We start from the raw sequence: 18,978 nt of genomic DNA, 5'->3' as shown, positions 1-18,978 counted from the left end.
GGCTGCGCGGCCTCAAGACCCNTCAAGCGTCATCTGCCCAGCTACGCCGCTGAGGACTTCACCCGGAACCTGTCACGCCTGCTGGCCGGGTACGCCCGCATCGGCCGGGCCTGGCTGGTCCTGTTCGACGTGACGACCCTGTACTTCGAGACCGACAAGGCCGACGGCCTTGCGTGAGCCGGGCTTGTCCAAGGAAAGACGCCTGGAGCCGCAGATCACGGTAGGGCTGCTCACTGACGAGACAGGGTTCCCTCTGCGGGCCGGGGCCTTCGAGGGCAACAAGGCCGAGACCGCCACCATGATCCCGATGATCAACGACTTCATGGACGCCTACAGCCTCGACGACGTGGTGGTCGTGTCTGACGCCGGAATGATCAGCGCCGCCAACAGGCAGGCCCTGGCCAGAGCCGGCCTGTCCTACGTGCTGGGTTCACGCACCTCACGCGTCCCCCACGTGATCAGCTCCTGGCACGACAACCACCCCGACCAGGACGTCCCCGACGGGCTGACCCCGAGTCCCAGCCCTGGCCCGCCGGCCCCAGTGACCAGCGCCGCGACGAGACCATCTACTACCGCTACAGCGCCGACAGAGCCCGACGCACCCTACGCGGGATCGACACCCAGGTCGCCAAGGCCGAGAAAGCCGTCGCAGGAAAGATCCCCGTCAAGCGCAACCGCTTCGTGCACCTGTCGGGCGCCACCCGGAGCATCAACCGCGACCTGGAGAAAAGGGCCCGCACCCTGGCCGGGTGGAAGGGCTACGTCACCAACCTGCCCAACCCCGACCCCGAGACAGTCATCAGCGCCTACCACCGCCTGTACAACATCGAGAAGTCCTTTGCGCATGTCCAAGTCCGACCTGAGAACACGCCCCATCTACCACCACCTGCGCCAGTCCATCGAGGCCCACCTGACCATCGTCACCGCAGCCCTTGCCATGGCCCGCTGGCTGGAGACCACCACCGGCTGGTCCATCAGACGCCTGATCACCACCGCACGCCGCTACCGCACCATCACCATCAACATCGCCGGACACACCCTCACAGCCGCTGACCCTCTCCCACCCGACCTCAACCAAGCCCTCCACAACATCCACCACGACACTAAATGAGCCAACTCAGGTCCGCACCACTTACGCCCAGGCTTGTCGGCAGTGAAGTCGCGCCCCACCAGGTCGGAGCGCTCATCGAGGTCCTCGGCCGGCACGGTAGTACGGACCTTCGCCCGTGGCTGCGCGGCCTCAAGACCCAGCTCCCTCATGATGGAGCGGATCGTGGCGCCGTCCACTCTCACGCCATGCCTCTCCAGGTAGGCCTGGATCCTTCGGTACCCGTAGGTGCCGTCGGAGTCGGCAAAAGCGTCCTTAATCATGACGGCCAGCTCTTCTCTTCTGAAGGCGGTGGCGCACTGAGACCGGTCGCGCCAGGAGTAGTAGCAGGGCCTCGACACTTCTGCCCATCGGCACATCGAGGAGGTGGGGTAATGGCCTTCTTCGCGGCCCCGAGCTCGCAAGTGCTCGGTCACGGTCGTTCCTTCGCAAGCCAGGCGGCCGCTTTTTCAGGAACTCGTTCTCCTGACGCACCTCACGAACCTCTGCCTTTAACTTTGCGATCTCGACTGACTCGGAGGCTTTCTGGCGGTCCTGGTCGGTGGCATGATCTTTTCTGTATCTGGCGACCCAGTTACCTACCGTCTGGGCCTGGGGATCGTACGAGGCTGCTACCGAGGCTATCGTGCGGTCCTTAACGGGTGACCTCACGCACGACCTGGGCCTTGAACTCCTCCGAGTATTTCGCTGCTGGCATGGTCTCCATCCTATCGACTCACGGGAAGAAAAACTCCCCCTGTCCGAGAAACACCACGCACTCCACTAGCCGTTTCGACGATGGCGTCGAGCCCCACGTCCCCGACAGCGACACCCGCGCGCCCATCAGAAGCACCCCGCGCCCCCGAGGCGGATAACAGCAGTGATCCATAACGAAATCCGCGTTTAGGACTTACCTCCCACACGCCGCGGACACCCCCTGCTCAGCCCACCCTCACCCCACACAGATCCTTGCCACCTCAAGGGAAAACCACCTCGGAGAGCGGAACCAACCGACCGGGAGAGCGTCGTCGTCAGATGAGTGCCACCGCCGAGCCGTAGCCTGAGACACAGCCGAGGCCGCACATGTCCTGCCCCTGCGCAGGAAGTCCGGGGCGGCCCTCGTGAAAGTCTCAGCTACGACGTCGTGGAGGCATATCGTGCGAATCGCCCTTTTCGCCACCTGTCTTGCGGACACCATGTTCCCGCAGGCAGCGCAGGCAACCGTCACCATCCTGGAGCGGCTCGGCCACCAGGTCTGCTTCCCCGAGGGACAGGTCTGCTGCGGCCAGATGCACGCCAACACCGGCTACTTCAAGCAGGCCGCCAAGATCACCCGCAACCACGTGGACACCTTCTCCCCCGTGCTCGACGGCGAGTGGGACGCGATCGTCATCCCCTCGGGCTCGTGCACTGGAGCCGCCCGCCACGAGCAGGGCCTCGTGGCCGAACACGTGGGCGACACGGCCCTGGCCAAGCGGGTCGAGCAGATCGCCGCCCACACCTACGACCTCACCGAGCTGCTCATCGATGTCCTGGGCACCGAGGACGTGGGCGCCTACTTCCCGCACACGGTCACCTACCACCCCACCTGCCACTCGCTGCGCATCGCCAAGGTCGCCGACCGCCCCTACCGCCTCCTCAAGGCAGTCGAGGCCCTCACCCTCATCGACCTGCCCGACGCCGAGGTCTGCTGCGGCTTCGGCGGCACCTTCTCCATGAAGAACTCCGAGACCTCCACCGCGATGCTCGCCGACAAGATGAGCAACGTGATGTCCACGCGCGCCGAGGTCCTGTGCGCCGGCGACTACTCCTGCCTCATGCACATCGGCGGTGGCCTGTCACGCGTCAACTCCGGGGTGCGCATCATGCACCTGGCCGAGATCCTGGCCTCCACCAAGGACGCGCCCTTCGAGGGCAACATCTCCTTCGCCCCCAAGCACGTCCAGCACACCGGCAGCTCTCAGCACGCACAGGCGGTGGCACGATGACACAGGTATTTCTGGGCATGCCCCACACGGGCGGCTGGCGCACCGAGGTCGAGCAGCCCGAGGACACGCTGCGCTGGGGGCCCACCTTCCCCGAGGGAGCGCACAAGACGCTGGCCAACACCCAGATGCGCCGCAACCTGGGCCACGCCACGCGCACCATCCGCTCCAAGCGCGCCGACCGCGTGGCCGAGATGCCCGACTGGGAGGACCTGCGCAACGCCGCGGAGGCCGTCAAGTTCGAGGTCGCCTCGCGCCTGCCCGAGCTGCTGGAGCAGTTCGAGGCCAATGTGACCGCCCGCGGCGGGATCGTCCACTGGGCACGTGACGCCGCCGAGGCCAACCGGATCATCACCGACATCATCGCCTCCAAGGGCGTCGACGACGTCGTCAAGGTCAAGTCGATGGCCACCCAGGAGACGAACCTCAACGAGTACCTGGCCGACCGGGGCATCACCGCCCACGAGACGGACCTGGCCGAGATGATCGTCCAGCTCGCCGACGACATGCCCTCGCACATCGTGGTGCCCGCCATCCACCGCAACCGCTCCGAGGTGCGCGGCATCTTCCTGGACCGCATGGACGACGCCCCGGCGGACCTCTCGGACGACCCGCAGGAGCTCACGGCCGCGGCCCGCTCGCACCTGCGCAACAAGTTCCTGCACGCCTCGGTGGCCGTCTCCGGCACCAACATGGGCGTGGCCGAGACCGGCACGGTCTCGATCTACGAGTCCGAGGGCAACGGACGCATGTGCCTGACCCTGCCGGACACGCTCATCACCCTCATGGGGATCGAGAAGCTGGTGCCCCGGTTCCAGGACGTGGAGATCTTCTCCCAGCTCCTGCCGCGCTCGGCCACCGGTGAGCGCATGAACCCCTACACCTCCATGTGGACGGGTGTCACCGAGGGTGATGGCCCCAAGGAGTTCCACCTGGTGCTCATGGACAACGGGCGCACCAAGACCCTGGCCGACCCGGTGGGCCGCCAGGCGCTGGCCTGCATCCGCTGCGGGTCGTGCATGAACATCTGCCCCGTCTACCAGCACACCGGCGGGCACGCCTACGGCTCGGTCTACCCCGGCCCGATCGGCTCGATCATCACACCCCAGCTCACGCAGGGGCTGGCCGACGACGACCCGGTCCACACCCTGCCCTTCGCCTCCTCCCTGTGCGGGGCCTGCGGTGAGGTGTGCCCGGTCAAGATCGACATCCCCACGATCCTCGTCCACCTGCGGGCCCGTTCGGTGGACGTCAAGCGCCGCACGGTGCCCGACGTGTGGGACGTGGCGATGAACGTCTCGGCTCCGGTGATGTCGAAGAGCTCGCTGTGGGAGGCCGCTTCACAGACGGTCAAGGCCTCAGCGCTGCTGGGCGGCAAGGACGGCAAGATCGGGGCGCTGCCCTTCCCGGCCTCCCTGTGGACCGGAGCGCGAGACCTGCCGGTGGCGCCCTCGGAGACCTTCCGCCAGTGGTGGAGGCGCACCCACCCCGACGGTGAGACCCCGGTGAGCGCAGCTGCCGGCTCCAGGGTGGACCGCGGCATCGGCGACGGATTCCCTGCCGATCCGCCACCGCCTCCCGGTCAGCCGGTGGCCGGCAGCGCGAGCGCCGACGGCGAGCCCACCCCGGCCGCGCTGGACGCACGTTCGGCCATCGTCAATCCCGAGCCGATCGCCCCGGGAGCGCCCGCGCCCCAGGCCCCGGCCGGCTCGACCAGTGAGGAGGAGCTGTGATGGATGCGAAGTCCGCGATCCTGGCCCGCGCCCGCGACGCGATCTCGCGGTCCCAGACCCGGCCGGTGGGGCCGATCCCCCGCAACTACATCCGCTCCGGGGAGAACCCGCCCGGTTCCAAGCCCGTGGTCGACGAGATGATCGAGAAGCTCGAGGACTACTCGGCCGAGGTCATCGTCGCCCCCAAGGACTCGGAGATCCTGGACGCCATTGACGAGCTGCTCGGCGAGGCGCGCACCGTCGTCGTTCCCGATGGGCTGCCTCGGGCCTACAAGGAGGCGGCGGCCCGCAACGGCCGTACCGTGGTGGAGGACTCCCGCAAGGAGGCCATCGCCACCCTCGACCTCGATGAGATCGACGCCGTGGTGACCTGCTCGCGCGTGGGCGTGTCGATCTCGGGAACGATCGTCCTCGACGGCGAGCCGGACCAGGGTCGCCGGGCCATCTCGCTGGTGCCGGACAAGCACGTCGTGGTCCTGGAGCGCGAGTCGATCGTGCCAACGGTGCCGCAGGCCGTCGACGTCCTGGGCGAGCACCCCACGCGCCCGATGACGTGGATCGCCGGCGGCTCAGCCACCAGCGACATCGAGCTCGTGCGCGTCAACGGCGTGCACGGCCCACGCAACCTGCGCGTCGTCGTCGCCCACTGAGGTTCGTCAAGCGCAGCCCCCGTCCGCGTCGCCCGATCGCTCCCCGATCGGGCGACGCGGATCTTTGTCTGCTCCCGCAGGGATTCCGGCGGATGGCAAGGGACAGGCGGGCCGGGCCGGTGAGGCCGCCCGGGGCATATGCACACCGGTTTTCCATGGAGACGGAGTTGACTGGAGGTGACTGGAGGTAGCGCGGAAAGGACATCTTCTTGACCACCTCACTGACTGAGTCGCCCCTGGCTCCCGACTATGACCGTTCCGCTACAACCACTGGGATCGTCCACATCGGCGTGGGCGGCTTTCACCGCGCCCATGAGGCCGCCTACCTTGACAGGCTCATGCGCCGGCACGCCGGGGCCGATCCCTGGGGCGACGCCCCGGAAGGCTCCTGCCTGGACTGGGGGATCTGCGGCGTCGGACTGCTGCCCGCGGACAAGCGCATGCGTGATGCGCTCCTGGAGCAGGACCACCTCTACACCCTCATCCTCAAGTACCCCGGTGGGTTGCGGGACCCGGCGGTCGTCGGCTCCATCCACGACTTTCTCTTCGCCCCCGACGATCCCGAGGCCGTTCTGGCCCTCATGAGCATGCCCACCACCCGGATCGTCTCGTTGACGATCACCGAGGGCGGCTACAACATCGATGACGTCACCGGCGAGTTCCGCACCTCCAGTCCCGGCGCCATCCACGACGCCGAGCACCCGGGCGAGCCCACCACAGCTTTCGGCTATGTCGTTGAGGCGCTGCGACGTCGTCGGTCGGCAGGAATCGTGCCGTTCACGGTCCTGAGCTGTGACAACCTGCCCGCTAACGGGGCGTCGGCACGCACCGCGGTCGTCTCGCAGGCCGCGATGAGCGACCCGGAGCTGGCCGACTGGATCGACGGCAACGTCGCCTTCCCCAGCTGCATGGTCGACCGGGTCACCCCGCAGACCACGGTGGCGGACATCGACGACCTGCGACGCGGGCTCGACATCGAGGACGCCTGGCCGGTGGTCTGCGAGCCCTTCACCCAATGGGTGATCGAGGACGACTTCCCCGCAGGCCGGCCCCCGTGGGAGGAGGTCGGAGTCCAGATGGTCGACGACATCGTCCCCTACGAGCTCATGAAGCTGCGCCTACTCAACGCCTCCCACCAGGCACTGGCACACTGGGGGCGCCTTCTGGGGATGGAGTACGCGCACGAGGCCGCTGCGGACCCGGACATCGCCACGTGGGTGCGCGCCTACCTCGAGCGTGAGGCCCGTGCGACGCTGCGCTCGGTGCCGGGCATCGACCTGGACTGCTATGTCGACACGCTCTTCCGGCGCTTCACCAACAAGGCGATCGGGGACACGCTCTTCCGGCTAGCGCAGGACGCCTCCAGCCGGATGCCGAAGTTCGTCCTGGGCACAGTGCGCGACAACCTGACTGCCGGCGGGCCGATCCGGCTGGGGGCGGCGATGGTGGCCGCTTGGGCGCGGGGAGCGGAAGGCCTCGACGAGAACGGCGACAAGATCGTCATCGATGATCCCCTGGCCGAGGAGCTGCAGTACCTGGCCGCGACGCAACGGGCCGGTCACGACACGGCCTTCATCTCCCATGAGGGCGTCTTCGGCGATCTGGCGACCGATGAGCGCTTCCGACGCGCCTTCGTCGAGGAGCTGGACGCCCTGCGCCGAGACGGTGCCCGCGCACGTCTGCGGGCCCTGGCCGGCCGCACCCGAGTGGCCTAGCCCCGGCCCGTCGGCAGGCTCCGGTTCAGTTGTCCTTGACGGGGATATCGGTGAGGCGGTAGGCGTAGTTCGTTCCGTTTTTTCCCTGGTGGTCAACGGTGACGGTGTCGCCTCCAATGTCGGGCCAGGCGATGCAGACCTTGGCCGTCGCGTCCTTCTTGAGCCCGTAGGTGAGGTTGAGCGACGTGATCGGCCAGTGAGCACCGGAAGCGGGAGGCTGGTAGTCGGCCGGATAGATGCGCTCGCCCTCCCCGACGAGGGCGAGCCCATCGGCGGCGTACCAGATGTCCAGAGCGTTATCGCCCTCGCCTCGGGCATTGGACCACACCTTCGTCGGATCACCCACCCATGCTGACAGGGCGGTGCCATCGCCGCCAGGCCCGCCGGTGATGAGGAGCTCGCCGAGCAGGAGGCCTCCCGCTCGTGTGACGTGATCGAGTGTCAAGGTCACCTGTGCGCCGGTGGAGGTGGCCAGTGTCAGCCCATCAGGTCCTTTGCCGACCATATTCTGAGCGCTGGGGGTGGAGGTGGCCGACGAGCTCGACGACGATGGCGGCTGGGAGGTCTTGACGCCGCCTGTGGGGGTGAGGGTGATCTCCACGCGTCGGTTGGCGGCCCGCGCCTCGGGGGTAGTGTCTGCGATGAGAGGCTCAGACTCGCCCTTACCAGCGACGGAGGGGTTCCACTTATCCAGGCTGGTGAGCTGCTCCAGACGAGTCTTGACCGCGTTGGCACGCTTCTCAGAGAGGGCCTGGTTGTAGGCGTCATCCTGGACGTCGTCAGTATGCCCCACGATGGTCAGCGTCCCACCATCGGGATACTGGGAGATCTGACCCGCCACAGTCTGCAGCTGAGCCTCGGCCGCCGCAGCCAGATCCGCCGAGTCCGAGGCGAACGTGACATCGCTGTTGAGAGTGACGGTGACCTTCTGGTTGCTCTTCAACGTACTGGTGGAGCCATCGAAGGACCGGCTGTAGCGCTCGATCGGCACCGGCCCCGTGTCGCCGGTCGCGGCCGCTCGGCTGGGATCCGGGGTCGCACGCTCCGCCTCAGTGAGAACCTTCTGGTCGAACCCAGCCTTGGCCGCCTGGTCCTTATCGATGATGCCGACCGTGGCGACCCCGCACTGAGGCACGAACACCGTGATCCGGTCTCCTTCAGCAGGTGAGAAGACGACGTAGGACGTCTCCGAGTCGCCCGGTTGCAGCCCGGAATCCGTTCCGCCAGCACCCTCGGCCCGTTTGGTTCCAAGACTTCCAAGCACCGTCATTTTCTCAGGGTCGAGGAGCAGTAGTCCTCTTTTGGAGTTCGAGGTCCCGGTGTAGGGACCGGGTGAGAACGAGTTCTTCTCATCGGCCTCGGAGTAACTAGTGGTGTCCTTGACGTCCTTGACCGCGGCGTCGCCGGCGGCGCGTGTCTCCTTGATCGCCAGCAGCATTCCCTTGCCCTCGAATCTCACCAGGGGCGAAATCTCGACGGCCACTCGCTGCCCCATGACACGACCGTCCAGCTTCTGCCACTGAGCCGGGTCCGCCGGCGTCTTCCCACCTCTCGCTCCCGACATTGAGCCGGAGGCCGCAGTTCCCTCAGCCTTCTTCGACGAGCGCGAGCAGGCGGCCACCACCGGAGCACCAACGGCCACCAGTACCGAGGCCGACACGAACACACGACGACGCATGGCAACGCCTCCTTCACTTCCCCGGGCACCGCCCCCGACATGATCGGTCCGCGATCCGACTCTACCGAGATCCAACCAGCCCGTCGGCCGGATGGGGATATTCGGCGCCGTTGGGGTGCAAGACCCTCCGCCCGGAGCCGCACGCACCCGACCGTGCAGAATCTCCCCGCCAACGAGCGGACCCCGGCGCTTCGGTGGGCCAACCCCATCCTCCCAGCCACAGCGACCATTTCCCACCATCGCATGGATTGCTAAGGCTTACCTTGCTTTGGTGACCTTTGTCCCATAGCATGAGGTGGTTCGTGGACCTGAGGGCTGAGCCATGGAGGCCGGCCGCCTCCCACGAGCGCTCCGCACCGAGCGGAACGTCCAGAATCCGACTCACTGATGAGGTTCCTATGGTCAAGCGCCAGCTGCCCAACCCGAGCGAGATCTTCGAGCTGCTCCACTTCAAGACGCCCGAGCTGAACCCCAAGCGCCGACGCCTCGACGCCGCACTGACCACCTGGGACCTGCGCAAGATCGCCAAGCGCCGCACCCCGGCCGCGGCCTTCGACTACACCGACGGCGCCGCCGAGGGAGAGGTCTCTCTGCGCCGCGCCCGCCAGGCCTTCCGCGACATCGAGTTCCACCCCGACATCCTCCACCCGGCCCTCGACGTCGACACCTCCTGCGAGATCCTGGGCGGTCGTTCGGCCATGCCCTTCGGTATCGCCCCCACCGGATTCACCCGCCTCATGCAGACCGAGGGCGAGGTCGCCGGGGCCGGGGCCGCGGGCGCCGCCGGCATTCCCTTCACCCTGTCCACCCTGGGCACCACCTCCATCGAGGACGTCAAGGCCGCCAACCCCCACGGACGCAACTGGTTCCAGCTCTACGTCATGCGCCAGCGCGACATCTCCTACGGGCTGGTCGAGCGCGCCGCCGCAGCCGGCTTCGACACCCTCATGTTCACCGTCGACACCCCCGTGGCCGGGGCCCGCCTGCGCGACAAGCGCAACGGCTTCTCCATCCCGCCCCAGATCACGGCCGGCACCGTCCTCGACGCGATCCCCCGCCCGTGGTGGTGGTTCGACTTCCTGACCACGCCCAAGCTGGAGTTCGCCTCCCTGAAGTCCACCGGCGGCACCGTGGGCGAGCTGCTCGACAACGCCATGGACCCCACCATCAGCGACGAGGACCTCAAGGTCATCCGCTCCATGTGGCCCGGCAAGATCGTCATCAAGGGCGTACAGACCGTCGAGGACTCCAAGCGCCTCATCGACCTGGGCGTCGACGGCGTCCTGCTGTCCAACCACGGCGGGCGCCAGCTGGACCGTGCCCCCGTCCCCTTCCGCCTCCTGCCCGAGGTGGTCCGGGAGGTCGGCAAGGACGCCACGATCATGGTCGACACCGGCATCATGAACGGCGCCGACGTCGTGGCCGCCGTCGCCCTGGGCGCCAAGTTCGGGCTCGTGGGCCGCGCCTACCTCTACGGCCTCATGGCCGGCGGGCGCGAGGGCGTGGACCGCATGATCGAGATCCTCTCCGACGAGGTCATCCGCACCATGAAGCTCCTGGGCGTCTCCAGCCTGGAGGAGCTCGAGCCGCGCCACGTCACCCAGCTGACCCGCCTGACCCCGGTGCGTCCGCACATCAGGGCTGCGGCGGACGCCGTCGCCCGCTGAGCCTGGACGGAGTCCGCCGCCCTCCCCCTGCCCTCCGCCTCGCGGAGGAATCCCTGTAGACCGCCCTCCAGGGCGGCACCCGGTGGCCCCGGGGAGGAGATCACAGCAGTCTCCTCCCCGGGGCCACCGCTGTTCTCCCAATTGCCGGAAGCATGCTGGAAACAGACCAGGAGCTATGGTCTCGGCACCATCACATCTCTCTTCGGCGACAGGTCTGGGCCTCCTCGTGCGAGTCGGACCGCCCGGCGCCCTGGAACACCCCTGCGGTCGGCCCCGAGCGACCACCGCTCTGAGGAAGGGACATCGCCATGGCACAGTCCATGTCAGGTCCGACAGCAGCTGCTGACGACCTCGAGGACGACGTCGCCCAGTCCGGTCGCCTCATCTCCAGCCGATGGCGGCCCACCACCCTGCGCACCGCGCCGTCGAGAGAGGACCGGGGGCTCTTCGGTCACCCTCGGGGCCTGCCGTGGATGCTCAACGTGGAGATGTGGGAGCGCTTCTCCTACTACGGCATGCGCGCCATCCTGCTCTACTTCATCACCGACACGGTGGCGCGCGGGGGCCTGGGCCTGAGCGCCAACTCCGGTCAGGTCGTCATCGCGCTCTACGGGATGGCCGTCTACCTGCTGGCCATCCCCGGGGGCATCTTCGCCGACCGGGTCATCGGGCCGTGGCTGTCCACCCTCTACGGCGGGATGGTCATCATGGCCGGGCACATCTGCCTGTCCGTCCCGGTCACCGCGCTGTCCTGGCTGGGGATCGTGCTGGTGGCCGTGGGCACCGGCTTCATCAAGCCGAACCTGACGACCATCGTCGGGGGCCTCTACGACGATGACGATATCCGCCGCGACGCCGGCTTCCAGCTGTTCTACATGTCCATCAACATCGGCGCCTTCGCCTCTCCGCTGCTGACCGGCTGGCTGCGCGAGCACTACGGCTACCACGCCGGGTTCTCCTCGGCCGCCGTCGGCATGGCCTTCGCCCTGGTGGCCTTCGTCTACGGGCGTCACAAGCTCTCCGCCTTCGCCTTCACCGTCCCCAACCCCGTCCGCCCCGAGGAGCGACAGCGGCTTCTTCTGGGATCCATTGGGGTCCTGGTCGCCATCGCCGTTGTCGTCGCAGTCCTTCAGGTGCTCACCGGCAGCCTGGTCACCACCGTCGCCACGGCGGGTCTCCTCATCCCGGTCGGTGCGGCCGTGGCCTACTTCGTGGTCATGTTCCGCTCCCCCAAGGTCACTGCCGGCGAGCACACTCACCTGCGCGCCTACATCCCCCTGTGGGTCGGCGCGGTCCTGTTCTTCATGATCACCGAGCAGGCCGCCGGCAAGATGGCCACCTTCGCCGAGTCCAATACGGACCTGCGCCTGCCCTTCTTCGGATGGTCGACCACCGCTGAGGCCTATCAGTCGGTCAACCCCGCGGCGATCGTGCTCCTGGCTCCGCTGGTCGGCATGCTGTTCACCCGGCGGGCGGGCAAGTTCCCCTCGACCATCATGAAGTTCGTCATCGCGGTGCTCATCGTCGGATTCTCGGCGCTCATGCTGGGTTACGGATTCCAGATCTGGCCGGGCGGACAGGACCTGTCCCCTTGGTGGTTCCTGGCGCTGGTCTACGTCATCCAGACCGTCGCCGAGCTCTTCCTGACCCCGGTCGGCCTGGCCACGACGACCGCCCTGGCCCCCAGGAGCTTCGCCTCCCAGGCGATGGGACTGTGGTGGCTCAGCGTCGCCGCCGGCCAGGGAGTCGCCGGGTTCATCATCGCCCAGACCGAGGACATCTCCGACGCCACCTACTACTACGGCCTGGGTGCGGCCACGCTCCTCATGGCCCTGGTGCTGTTCGCCGTCGCCCCGTGGACGCAGCGGCAGATGGCCGATGTCGAGGCGGCCACCGCCGAGTGAGCCGCGGCTGACCAGCTCTCGCCGAGTAGCCCCAGCCCGCCTCGGCGGGAATCACCTGTCTGCCTCTCCTCGCATTCCTCCCCAACCGACCGCGCGGTCGGAGTAAGGTGCACGGGTACCTGTGGCTCGTACCGGACACTGACAGTCCGGTCGCATACCTCACCCCGCCACAGGAAGGGAGAGTCTCATGTCAACGACCCCGACTCCCGTCGAGGACGACCTCAGAAGCGGCCGGATGATCACCAGCCGATGGCGGCCCACCACCCTGCGCATAACGCCGTCGAAGGACGACCGCGGACTGTTCGGTCACCCTCGGGGCCTGCCGTGGATGCTCAACGTGGAGATGTGGGAGCGCTTCTCCTACTACGGCATGCGCGCCATCCTGCTCTACTTCATCACCGACACCGCGGCGAATGGCGGCCTGGGCCTGAGCGCCAACTCCGGCCAGGTCATCCTGGCCTCCTACAGCGCGGCCGTCTACCTGCTGGCCATCCCCGGAGGGATCTTCGCCGACCGGGTCATCGGGCCGTGGCTGTCCACCCTCTACGGCGGGATGGTCATCATGGCCGGGCACATCTGCCTGTCCATCCCCGTGGTGGCCACCTCCTGGCTCGGTATCGTGCTGGTGGCCGTGGGCACCGGCTTCATCAAGCCGAACCTGTCCACGATCGTCGGGGGCCTCTACGACGACGATGATCCACGGCGCGATGCCGGCTTCCAGCTGTTCTACATGTCGGTCAACGTCGGGTCGCTGGCCTCTCCCCTGGTGACCGGCTGGCTGCGCGAGCACTACGGCTACCACGCCGGGTTCTCCTCGGCCGCCGTCGGCATGGCCTTCGCCCTGGTGGCCTTCGTCTACGGGCGTCACAAGCTCTCCGCCTTCGCCTTCACCGTTCCCAACCCCGTCCGCTCCGAGGAGCGGCAGCGGCTTCTTCTCGTGTCGGCGGTCACCGTGGCGGGCGCAGCCGCGCTGGTGACGATCCTGACTCTCCTCACCGGCAGCCTGCTCGACGCCATCTCCACCGCGATGCTCATCATCCCGGCAGGCGCCGCCCTGGGGTACTTCGCACTCATGTTCCGCTCCCCCAAGGTGACCGCCCGCGAGCGCACCCACCTGCGCGCCTACATCCCCCTGTGGATCGGCGCGGTCCTGTTCTTCATGATCTCCGAGCAGGCCGCCGGCAAGATGGCCACCTTCGCCAAGGACAACACTGACGGCCACATGCCGCTGGTCGGCTGGGTCATCAACCCGGAGACCTACCAGTCCATCAACCCGGCCACGATCGTCATCCTGGCACCGTTCATCGGCTGGCTCTTCACCCGGCGGGCCGGCAGGTTCCCCTCGACCATCATGAAGTTCGCGATCTCGGTGCTCATCATCGGAGCCTCCGCCTTCATCCTGGGCTACGGGTTCCAGATCTGGACCGGCGGCGACAGGCTGGCCCCGTGGTGGTTCCTGGCCGTGGTGTTCATCATCCAGACCGTCGCCGAGCTCTTCCTGTCCCCGGTGGGCCTGGCGACGACGTCGGCGCTGGCACCCAAGAGCTTCGCCTCCCAGACGATGAGCCTGTGGCTGCTGACGACTGCCACCGGTCAGGGGCTCGCCGGCTTCATCATCGCCCAGACGAAGAACGTCGCGAACTCGACCTACTACTACGGCCTGGGCGTGGTGACGGTCGCCGTGGCGATCGTCCTGTTCGTCGTCGCCCCCTGGACGGAGCGCAAGATGGCCGACGTCGGAGTCACCTCGCAGGACTAGGCACGGCTGGGCCGCCGTGAGATCGCGGGATGGCCATCGGGTTCGTAGGGTGGAGAGCACGAACGCGGGGTCTACTCTGCGACCCGCGAGCCTGGGGCAACCGCCGGCGGGTCGATGGGGAGCCGTTGGAAAAGGGGACCGTCATGAAGCACTACACCTCCGGCGAGGAGCTCATCGCCGAGATCCGCAAGCGCGCCGAGTTGTTCATTGCCGAGTTCGACGACGTCCCCGCCTCCGGGCTCCACACGCTCAAGGACGGTGTGGACCGCACGCCCACGCAGATGATCGCCTACCAGCTGGGGTGGATGGACCTGCTGCTGGGCTGGGAACGAGACGAACGGGCCGGACGGGAGGTGGTCACGCCCGCACCGGGCCACCGGTGGAACCGGCTCGGCGGTCTCCACATCTCCTTCTACGAGCAGTGGCGGGACGCCTCACTGCTTCGGCTCCAGGAGGCTTGTCGGCAGCGGGTCGACGACGTCGTCGCCCTCGTGGCATCGCTGAGTCAGGACGAGCTCTTCACCTCCGGACAGCGGGCGTGGGCCTCCTCGACGCCGTCGGCCTGGCCGGTGGCCAGGTGGATCCACATCAACACGGTGGCGCCCTTCACCTCCTTCCGCACGAAGATCCGCTCCTGGAAGCGCCGCTGAGCGACGCTGCGAGAAGGGCATGCTCATGGGACCAGGAGCAGCGGCTCGGAGCCGGTCACTCCCCCGGCCCTGAGAGGCGCACGCCCGCCGCTCCGATCTCGTGGGGGCCGCCGGAGTCCCCGGCGGCCCCCACGAGATCGGTGAGAACTTACGTCACCCGGCGGTGATCGCCTCGGCAAGCTCCTCGAAGCAGCTGACGTAGGCGTCGATCGCTTCATCCGTGTGGGTCACTGACAGCGTCCACTCCTCCTCGCGGCCCGGAGTCATGAAGATCCCCCGGTTCATGTTGAACAACCAGGCGAGCTCGGACAGCTCCGCGTTCTGGTGCTCCTTGAAGGACTCGTAGTCGACGACCTTCTTGGGAGAGAAGGTGACGCAGCCCTTGCCGCCCACGCCCACCGCGTAGCCCGGAAGGTCGTAGCGCTCGATGACCTCCGTGCAGCCGGCCAGAATGCGCTCGTTGAGGTGGTCGAGGTGGGCGTAGGCCTCCGGGGTGAGGACCTTCTCGAGGTTGGCCCGTACGGCGGCCATCGCCAGGGGGTTGCCGTTGTAGGTGCCCACCTGGAAGACAGTGTGGTCCTCCACCACGGACATGACTTCCTCGGTGCCGCCGATGGCGCCCGAGGGCAGACCGCCGCCGAGGGCCTTGGCCATGGTCACCATGTCAGGAGTCACTCCGAAGCGCTTGGTGGCGCCGCCCGGTCCGATGCACAGGCCGGTCTTGACCTCATCGAAGATCAGCACGATGCCGTGTCGCCGGGTGATCTCGCGAACCTGCTCCAGGTAGCCCGGTTCCGGCAGCACGACCCCCAGGTTCATCATGGCCGGCTCCATGATGACGCAGGCGGGTTTACGACCCTCATCGGTCAGCCGGATGATGCGGCGTTCCATGGCCTCGGCGTCGTTGAAGGGCACCGGCACCGTCATCCGGACGGTGGCGTCGGGGATGCCGCCTCCATAGGGCAGGGAGGCCAGGTTGTCGCGGTCGCCGATCTTGTCGTACTCGACGCCGATCGAGACCATGACGGTGTCGTGGTGCCCGTGGTAGGAGCCGAAGATCTTCATGACCGTGTCGCGACCGGTATAGGCGCGTGCGATGCGGATGGCGTCCATCGTGGACTCCGAGCCCGAGTTCGTGTAGCGCCACTTCGGCAGGCCCCACCTGTTCGAGAGGTTCTCCGCTACCACCAGGGCGTCCTCAGTCGGCGCGGCGAAGTGGGTGCCCTTGCTGTACCGCTCCTGAATGGCCTCACCGATCACCGGGTGGGCATGCCCCTGAAGCATCGATCCGAAGCCGTTGTGGAAGTCCCACATCTCGTTGCCGTCGACGTCCCAGACCTTCGGCCCCTGCCCGCGCTCGAGGTAAATGGGCCAGGGCTCGCGCAGCTGGTACGAGGAGGCGACGCCGCCGGAAAGACTGTGTCTCGCGCGACTGTACATATCGCCGGATCCCTTGGTCCGTTCATTGAGGCGCTTCGACTCGATCTCCATCAGCTCAGCGACTCGTTCCATATTGATGCTCATTGCTCGCTCCTTCGTGGTCCGGCCTGGCGTCCACAGGTCATGTACTTGATTACCGGTGCATCGATCGGAGTATTCGTCGATGCGATTGCAATGTGATTCCTCGTAGCTCCTTCCACCGGCCTGGCGCGGAGGGAGCTGTCTTCATGGGTGGTGCATGTTCACTCCGGTTCACCGGCCCTCGTGAAGCCACACTGAGCGCAGCAGCTGCGCCACCGTCAGTCAGTCGCCGTCTTCGTCTCATCGGCGACAGCGTCGGATCGTGCGATCACCTCCCCGCGGAAGAAAGCCGGTGCTCGGACGTACTGCACAAGCATCAGTACCACACCCAGGAGAATGAGGGCGAGGGTGAGGACGAAGACGAGACCGACGCCGAAGACCTGTGAGCCCGATCCATAACTCGGGTCGAGGGAGTCCTTCAGGGTCAAGCCGAGCAGCGAGAAGAGGGTGAGGCCTCCCAGCCCCGGCGACACCAGCGTGAAGAAGAAGGACCTCACCGAGCGGAACCATTGCCTTCGGAAGTACCACACCGCGGCGAAGGCGGTGAGCCCGTAGTAGAAGGCGATCATGGCCCCCAGGGTCTGGACCGTGTCCCACAGGACGGTCGTGGACACGAAGCGCAGCAGCGTGTAGAACGTCGAGGCGGCGATCGCCGAGACGACTGTGGCACGACCGGGGGTGAGGAAGCGCGGAGAGATCTGGCCGAGCTTCTCCGGCATTGCTCCGTAGTATCCCATCGACAGCAAGGTGCGGGCGGGAGAGACGAAGGTGGACTGCAAAGAGGCGGCCGACGAGATCAGCACCGCCATTGACATGAGGATCGCGAACGGCCCCAGGACCGGCCTGGCCAAGGCGAAGAAGACGTTGTCCTGGATCTCGGGGTTGCCCAGTCCTATCCCGTCCTTGCCCAGACCGGCGAACATCATTGATCCGATCGTGACGAACATGTACACCGAGACAATGGTCATGACGGTGAGCACGGCAGCACGCCCGGGGGTGGAGCCGGCGTCGTCCGTCTCCTCGTTGACCGTCAGAGACACGTCCCAGCCCCAGTAGATGAACAGGGACAGGGAAACGCCCGCCACAAAGGTTCGCAGCGAGTCGACGGCGAACGGATTGAGCCACTCGAACCTGAAAGGCGTCGGATTGACGGCGGTCCCGGTGAAGTACCGGAAGATGGCCACCGCACCGAAGCCGAGGAACACCGTCAGCTGAAACCCCACCAACCAGTACTGGAGCTTCTGGGTGGTCTGCATGTCGCGGTACGCGATCCAGGTCGCCAACGTGATGAAGACCAGACAGGTGAGGGTATTGATCCACACGTTGTCGGTGAGCTCCGCAATGGCGGGTCTGCGGACCACCTGCGCGATCAGCAGGTAGAAGAAGTCGACGGCGATGGCCGCGAGGTTCGATAGGACGACGACGGTCGCCACAACCAGCCCCCAACCGTTCATCCACCCGACCCACGGACCGAAGGCGCGGGTGCTCCAGGTGAAGGAGGTGCCCGAGTCGGGCATCGCCGCATTGAGCTCTCGGTACCCGAAGGCGACCAGGAGCATCGGGATGAATCCGACGAGGAAGATCGCCGGAACCTGCTTGCCGACCTCTGAGACGGTCGGCCCCAGTGCGCCGGTGAGGGTGTACGGGGGCGCTATGCAGGACACGCCGATGACGATGGCGCCGAGCAGACCGACGGAGCCCTCGGCCAGTCCCTTCCGCGACAGCCCACTCCCGGTGTCAGTGGTCTTCGTGCTCATGGTCCACCTCCGACGTCGGCCGCGGCCGCCGGGACGGCGACGAGCGGCACGGGCAGGACACGCAGGATCTTGTTGGCATCCGGCCCCAGGAACAGGCGCCCGCTCTGGGCCAGGCGCGCCGATCCCAGGAAGGCCAGCTCATTCCTGCTCCACTCCATTGCCAGCACGGCGGCACTCATGCCCTGGGCGTGGACGACCTGGACACGCTGGTCGTCCAGCCCCTTCAGATCCAGGCGCACCTCGGCGAGCAGGGCTTCAGTCCGCTCCTCGATCTCTGTAGTGTCCTGCGAGTCACCGGCCGCCACCGTGACGAGGCGCAACGGGACGCCAGCCCTGTCGGCGAAGGTCCTGGCCGTACTGAGCAGCCCCCTCCACCTGCCGGACTCCCCCAGCATGACCGTGATGCGCGAGAGCCCGTCAAGAGGGGCGTGCCTCATGCCTCGCGGAGACAGGGCGACCGGAACAGTCGAGGAGTTGAGCAGTGTCTGCCCCACGGAACCGAGAGACACCCTCCCCATGACCCCGTGACGGCCTCCGCCGGCCACGAGCAGGTCGGCTTCGAGCTCCTCGGCCGAGGCGATGATGCCCTCGGGGAACGAGGGGCTGTACCGCAGGTACTTGCTCACCGGCACACGAGGCCGGTGCTCCTCGATGATTTCCGTCATCCAGTCGTCGACCTGCGTGGCGACGACATCCTGGAACGCGTGATCGGTGACGTCGAGCAGATAGCGTCCATCGCCGCCCTTGACGACGGTGACGAGATCGAGTGAGCACGAGAATGCTTCAGCGAGAGACACACCCAGGTGATAGGAGTCTCGACCACCGAGCGAATTGGTGAAGGCCGTCAGAATGCGCATGGGAATGACCTCCTG

General features: G+C 67.0%; 13 protein-coding genes and 1 pseudogene. 9 read left to right on the top strand and 5 right to left on the bottom strand.

The window, feature by feature from the left end; translation table 11 throughout:
• Nucleotides 1-24: 24 nt before the first annotated feature.
• Nucleotides 25-1,111: pseudogene (locus BQ8008_RS00760) on the top strand (IS1634 family transposase); the annotation flags it as partial.
• On the opposite strand, the gene BQ8008_RS14060 reads toward BQ8008_RS00760, so the two are convergent.
• Entirely contained in the window at nt 1,003-1,467 is a 465-nt protein-coding gene (locus BQ8008_RS14060; protein WP_442778229.1) for an IS3 family transposase, read from the bottom strand. The pseudogene BQ8008_RS00760 and the gene BQ8008_RS14060 sit on opposite strands and share 109 nt — an antisense overlap.
• Nucleotides 1,468-2,244: 777 nt before the next feature.
• Here BQ8008_RS14060 and BQ8008_RS00750 point away from each other — a divergent pair.
• The 4 genes from BQ8008_RS00750 (at nt 2,245) to BQ8008_RS00735 (ending at nt 7,170) form a co-directional block, all read left to right on the top strand.
• Nucleotides 2,245-3,075, top strand: a complete 831-nt coding sequence (locus BQ8008_RS00750; protein WP_003780705.1) for a (Fe-S)-binding protein — start codon at nt 2,245-2,247, stop codon at nt 3,073-3,075.
• Nucleotides 3,072-4,805, top strand: a complete 1,734-nt coding sequence (locus BQ8008_RS00745; RefSeq protein ID WP_108832392.1) for a LutB/LldF family L-lactate oxidation iron-sulfur protein — start codon at nt 3,072-3,074, stop codon at nt 4,803-4,805. Before BQ8008_RS00750 ends, BQ8008_RS00745 begins: the two co-directional genes overlap by 4 nt.
• Entirely contained in the window at nt 4,805-5,455 is a 651-nt protein-coding gene (locus BQ8008_RS00740; protein ID WP_108832391.1) for a LutC/YkgG family protein, read from the top strand. The genes BQ8008_RS00745 and BQ8008_RS00740 overlap by 1 nt, the downstream gene beginning before the upstream one ends.
• 209 nt (nt 5,456-5,664) lie before the next feature.
• Nucleotides 5,665-7,170: a mannitol dehydrogenase family protein gene (locus BQ8008_RS00735; RefSeq protein WP_108832390.1), complete on the top strand. Its 1,506-nt coding sequence runs from the start codon at nt 5,665-5,667 to the stop codon at nt 7,168-7,170.
• A gap of 25 nt (nt 7,171-7,195) precedes the next feature.
• On the opposite strand, the gene BQ8008_RS00730 is transcribed toward BQ8008_RS00735, so the two are convergent.
• The gene (locus BQ8008_RS00730; RefSeq protein ID WP_108832389.1) at nt 7,196-8,848 is read right to left on the bottom strand and encodes an OmpA family protein; all 1,653 of its coding nucleotides are present in this window, start codon (nt 8,846-8,848) and stop codon (nt 7,196-7,198) included.
• 398 nt (nt 8,849-9,246) lie between these two features.
• Here BQ8008_RS00730 and BQ8008_RS00725 point away from each other — a divergent pair, with 398 nt between their 5' ends.
• The 4 genes from BQ8008_RS00725 to BQ8008_RS00710 all read left to right on the top strand — a co-directional run bounded on the left by BQ8008_RS00725 (nt 9,247) and on the right by BQ8008_RS00710 (nt 14,828).
• Nucleotides 9,247-10,515, top strand: a complete 1,269-nt coding sequence (locus BQ8008_RS00725) for an alpha-hydroxy acid oxidase (RefSeq protein ID WP_009747182.1) — start codon at nt 9,247-9,249, stop codon at nt 10,513-10,515.
• Between the two features lie 308 nt (nt 10,516-10,823).
• The gene (locus BQ8008_RS00720; RefSeq protein WP_442778205.1) at nt 10,824-12,419 is read left to right on the top strand and encodes a peptide MFS transporter; all 1,596 of its coding nucleotides are present in this window, start codon (nt 10,824-10,826) and stop codon (nt 12,417-12,419) included.
• 187 nt (nt 12,420-12,606) lie between these two features.
• Entirely contained in the window at nt 12,607-14,178 is a 1,572-nt protein-coding gene (locus BQ8008_RS00715; RefSeq protein WP_108832388.1) for a peptide MFS transporter, read from the top strand.
• 143 nt (nt 14,179-14,321) lie between these two features.
• Nucleotides 14,322-14,828, top strand: coding sequence for a ClbS/DfsB family four-helix bundle protein (locus BQ8008_RS00710; RefSeq protein ID WP_108832387.1), 507 nt, complete (start codon nt 14,322-14,324; stop codon nt 14,826-14,828).
• A 153-nt stretch (nt 14,829-14,981) separates the two neighbouring features.
• Here the strand turns inward: BQ8008_RS00710 and BQ8008_RS00705 are convergent, their stop codons facing one another.
• The 3 genes from BQ8008_RS00705 to BQ8008_RS00695 form a co-directional block, all read right to left on the bottom strand.
• Complete coding sequence (locus BQ8008_RS00705) at nt 14,982-16,352, bottom strand: aspartate aminotransferase family protein (protein WP_108832386.1); 1,371 nt, start codon at nt 16,350-16,352, stop codon at nt 14,982-14,984.
• A 215-nt stretch (nt 16,353-16,567) separates the two neighbouring features.
• Complete coding sequence (locus BQ8008_RS00700) at nt 16,568-18,106, bottom strand: APC family permease (RefSeq protein WP_108832385.1); 1,539 nt, start codon at nt 18,104-18,106, stop codon at nt 16,568-16,570.
• Nucleotides 18,103-18,963 carry a universal stress protein gene (locus tag BQ8008_RS00695; RefSeq protein ID WP_108832384.1) on the bottom strand — a complete coding sequence of 287 codons (861 nt, stop codon included), beginning with the start codon at nt 18,961-18,963 and terminating at the stop codon, nt 18,103-18,105. The genes BQ8008_RS00700 and BQ8008_RS00695 overlap by 4 nt, the downstream gene beginning before the upstream one ends.
• Nucleotides 18,964-18,978 lie beyond the last annotated feature (15 nt).

Origin of the sequence: Actinomyces sp. Marseille-P3109 (assembly GCF_900323545.1) — a bacterium.
GTDB lineage: Bacteria > Actinomycetota > Actinomycetes > Actinomycetales > Actinomycetaceae > Actinomyces.
Note: the sequence above shows the minus strand (reverse complement) of the source record. Positions and strands in the feature narration are given on the sequence as shown.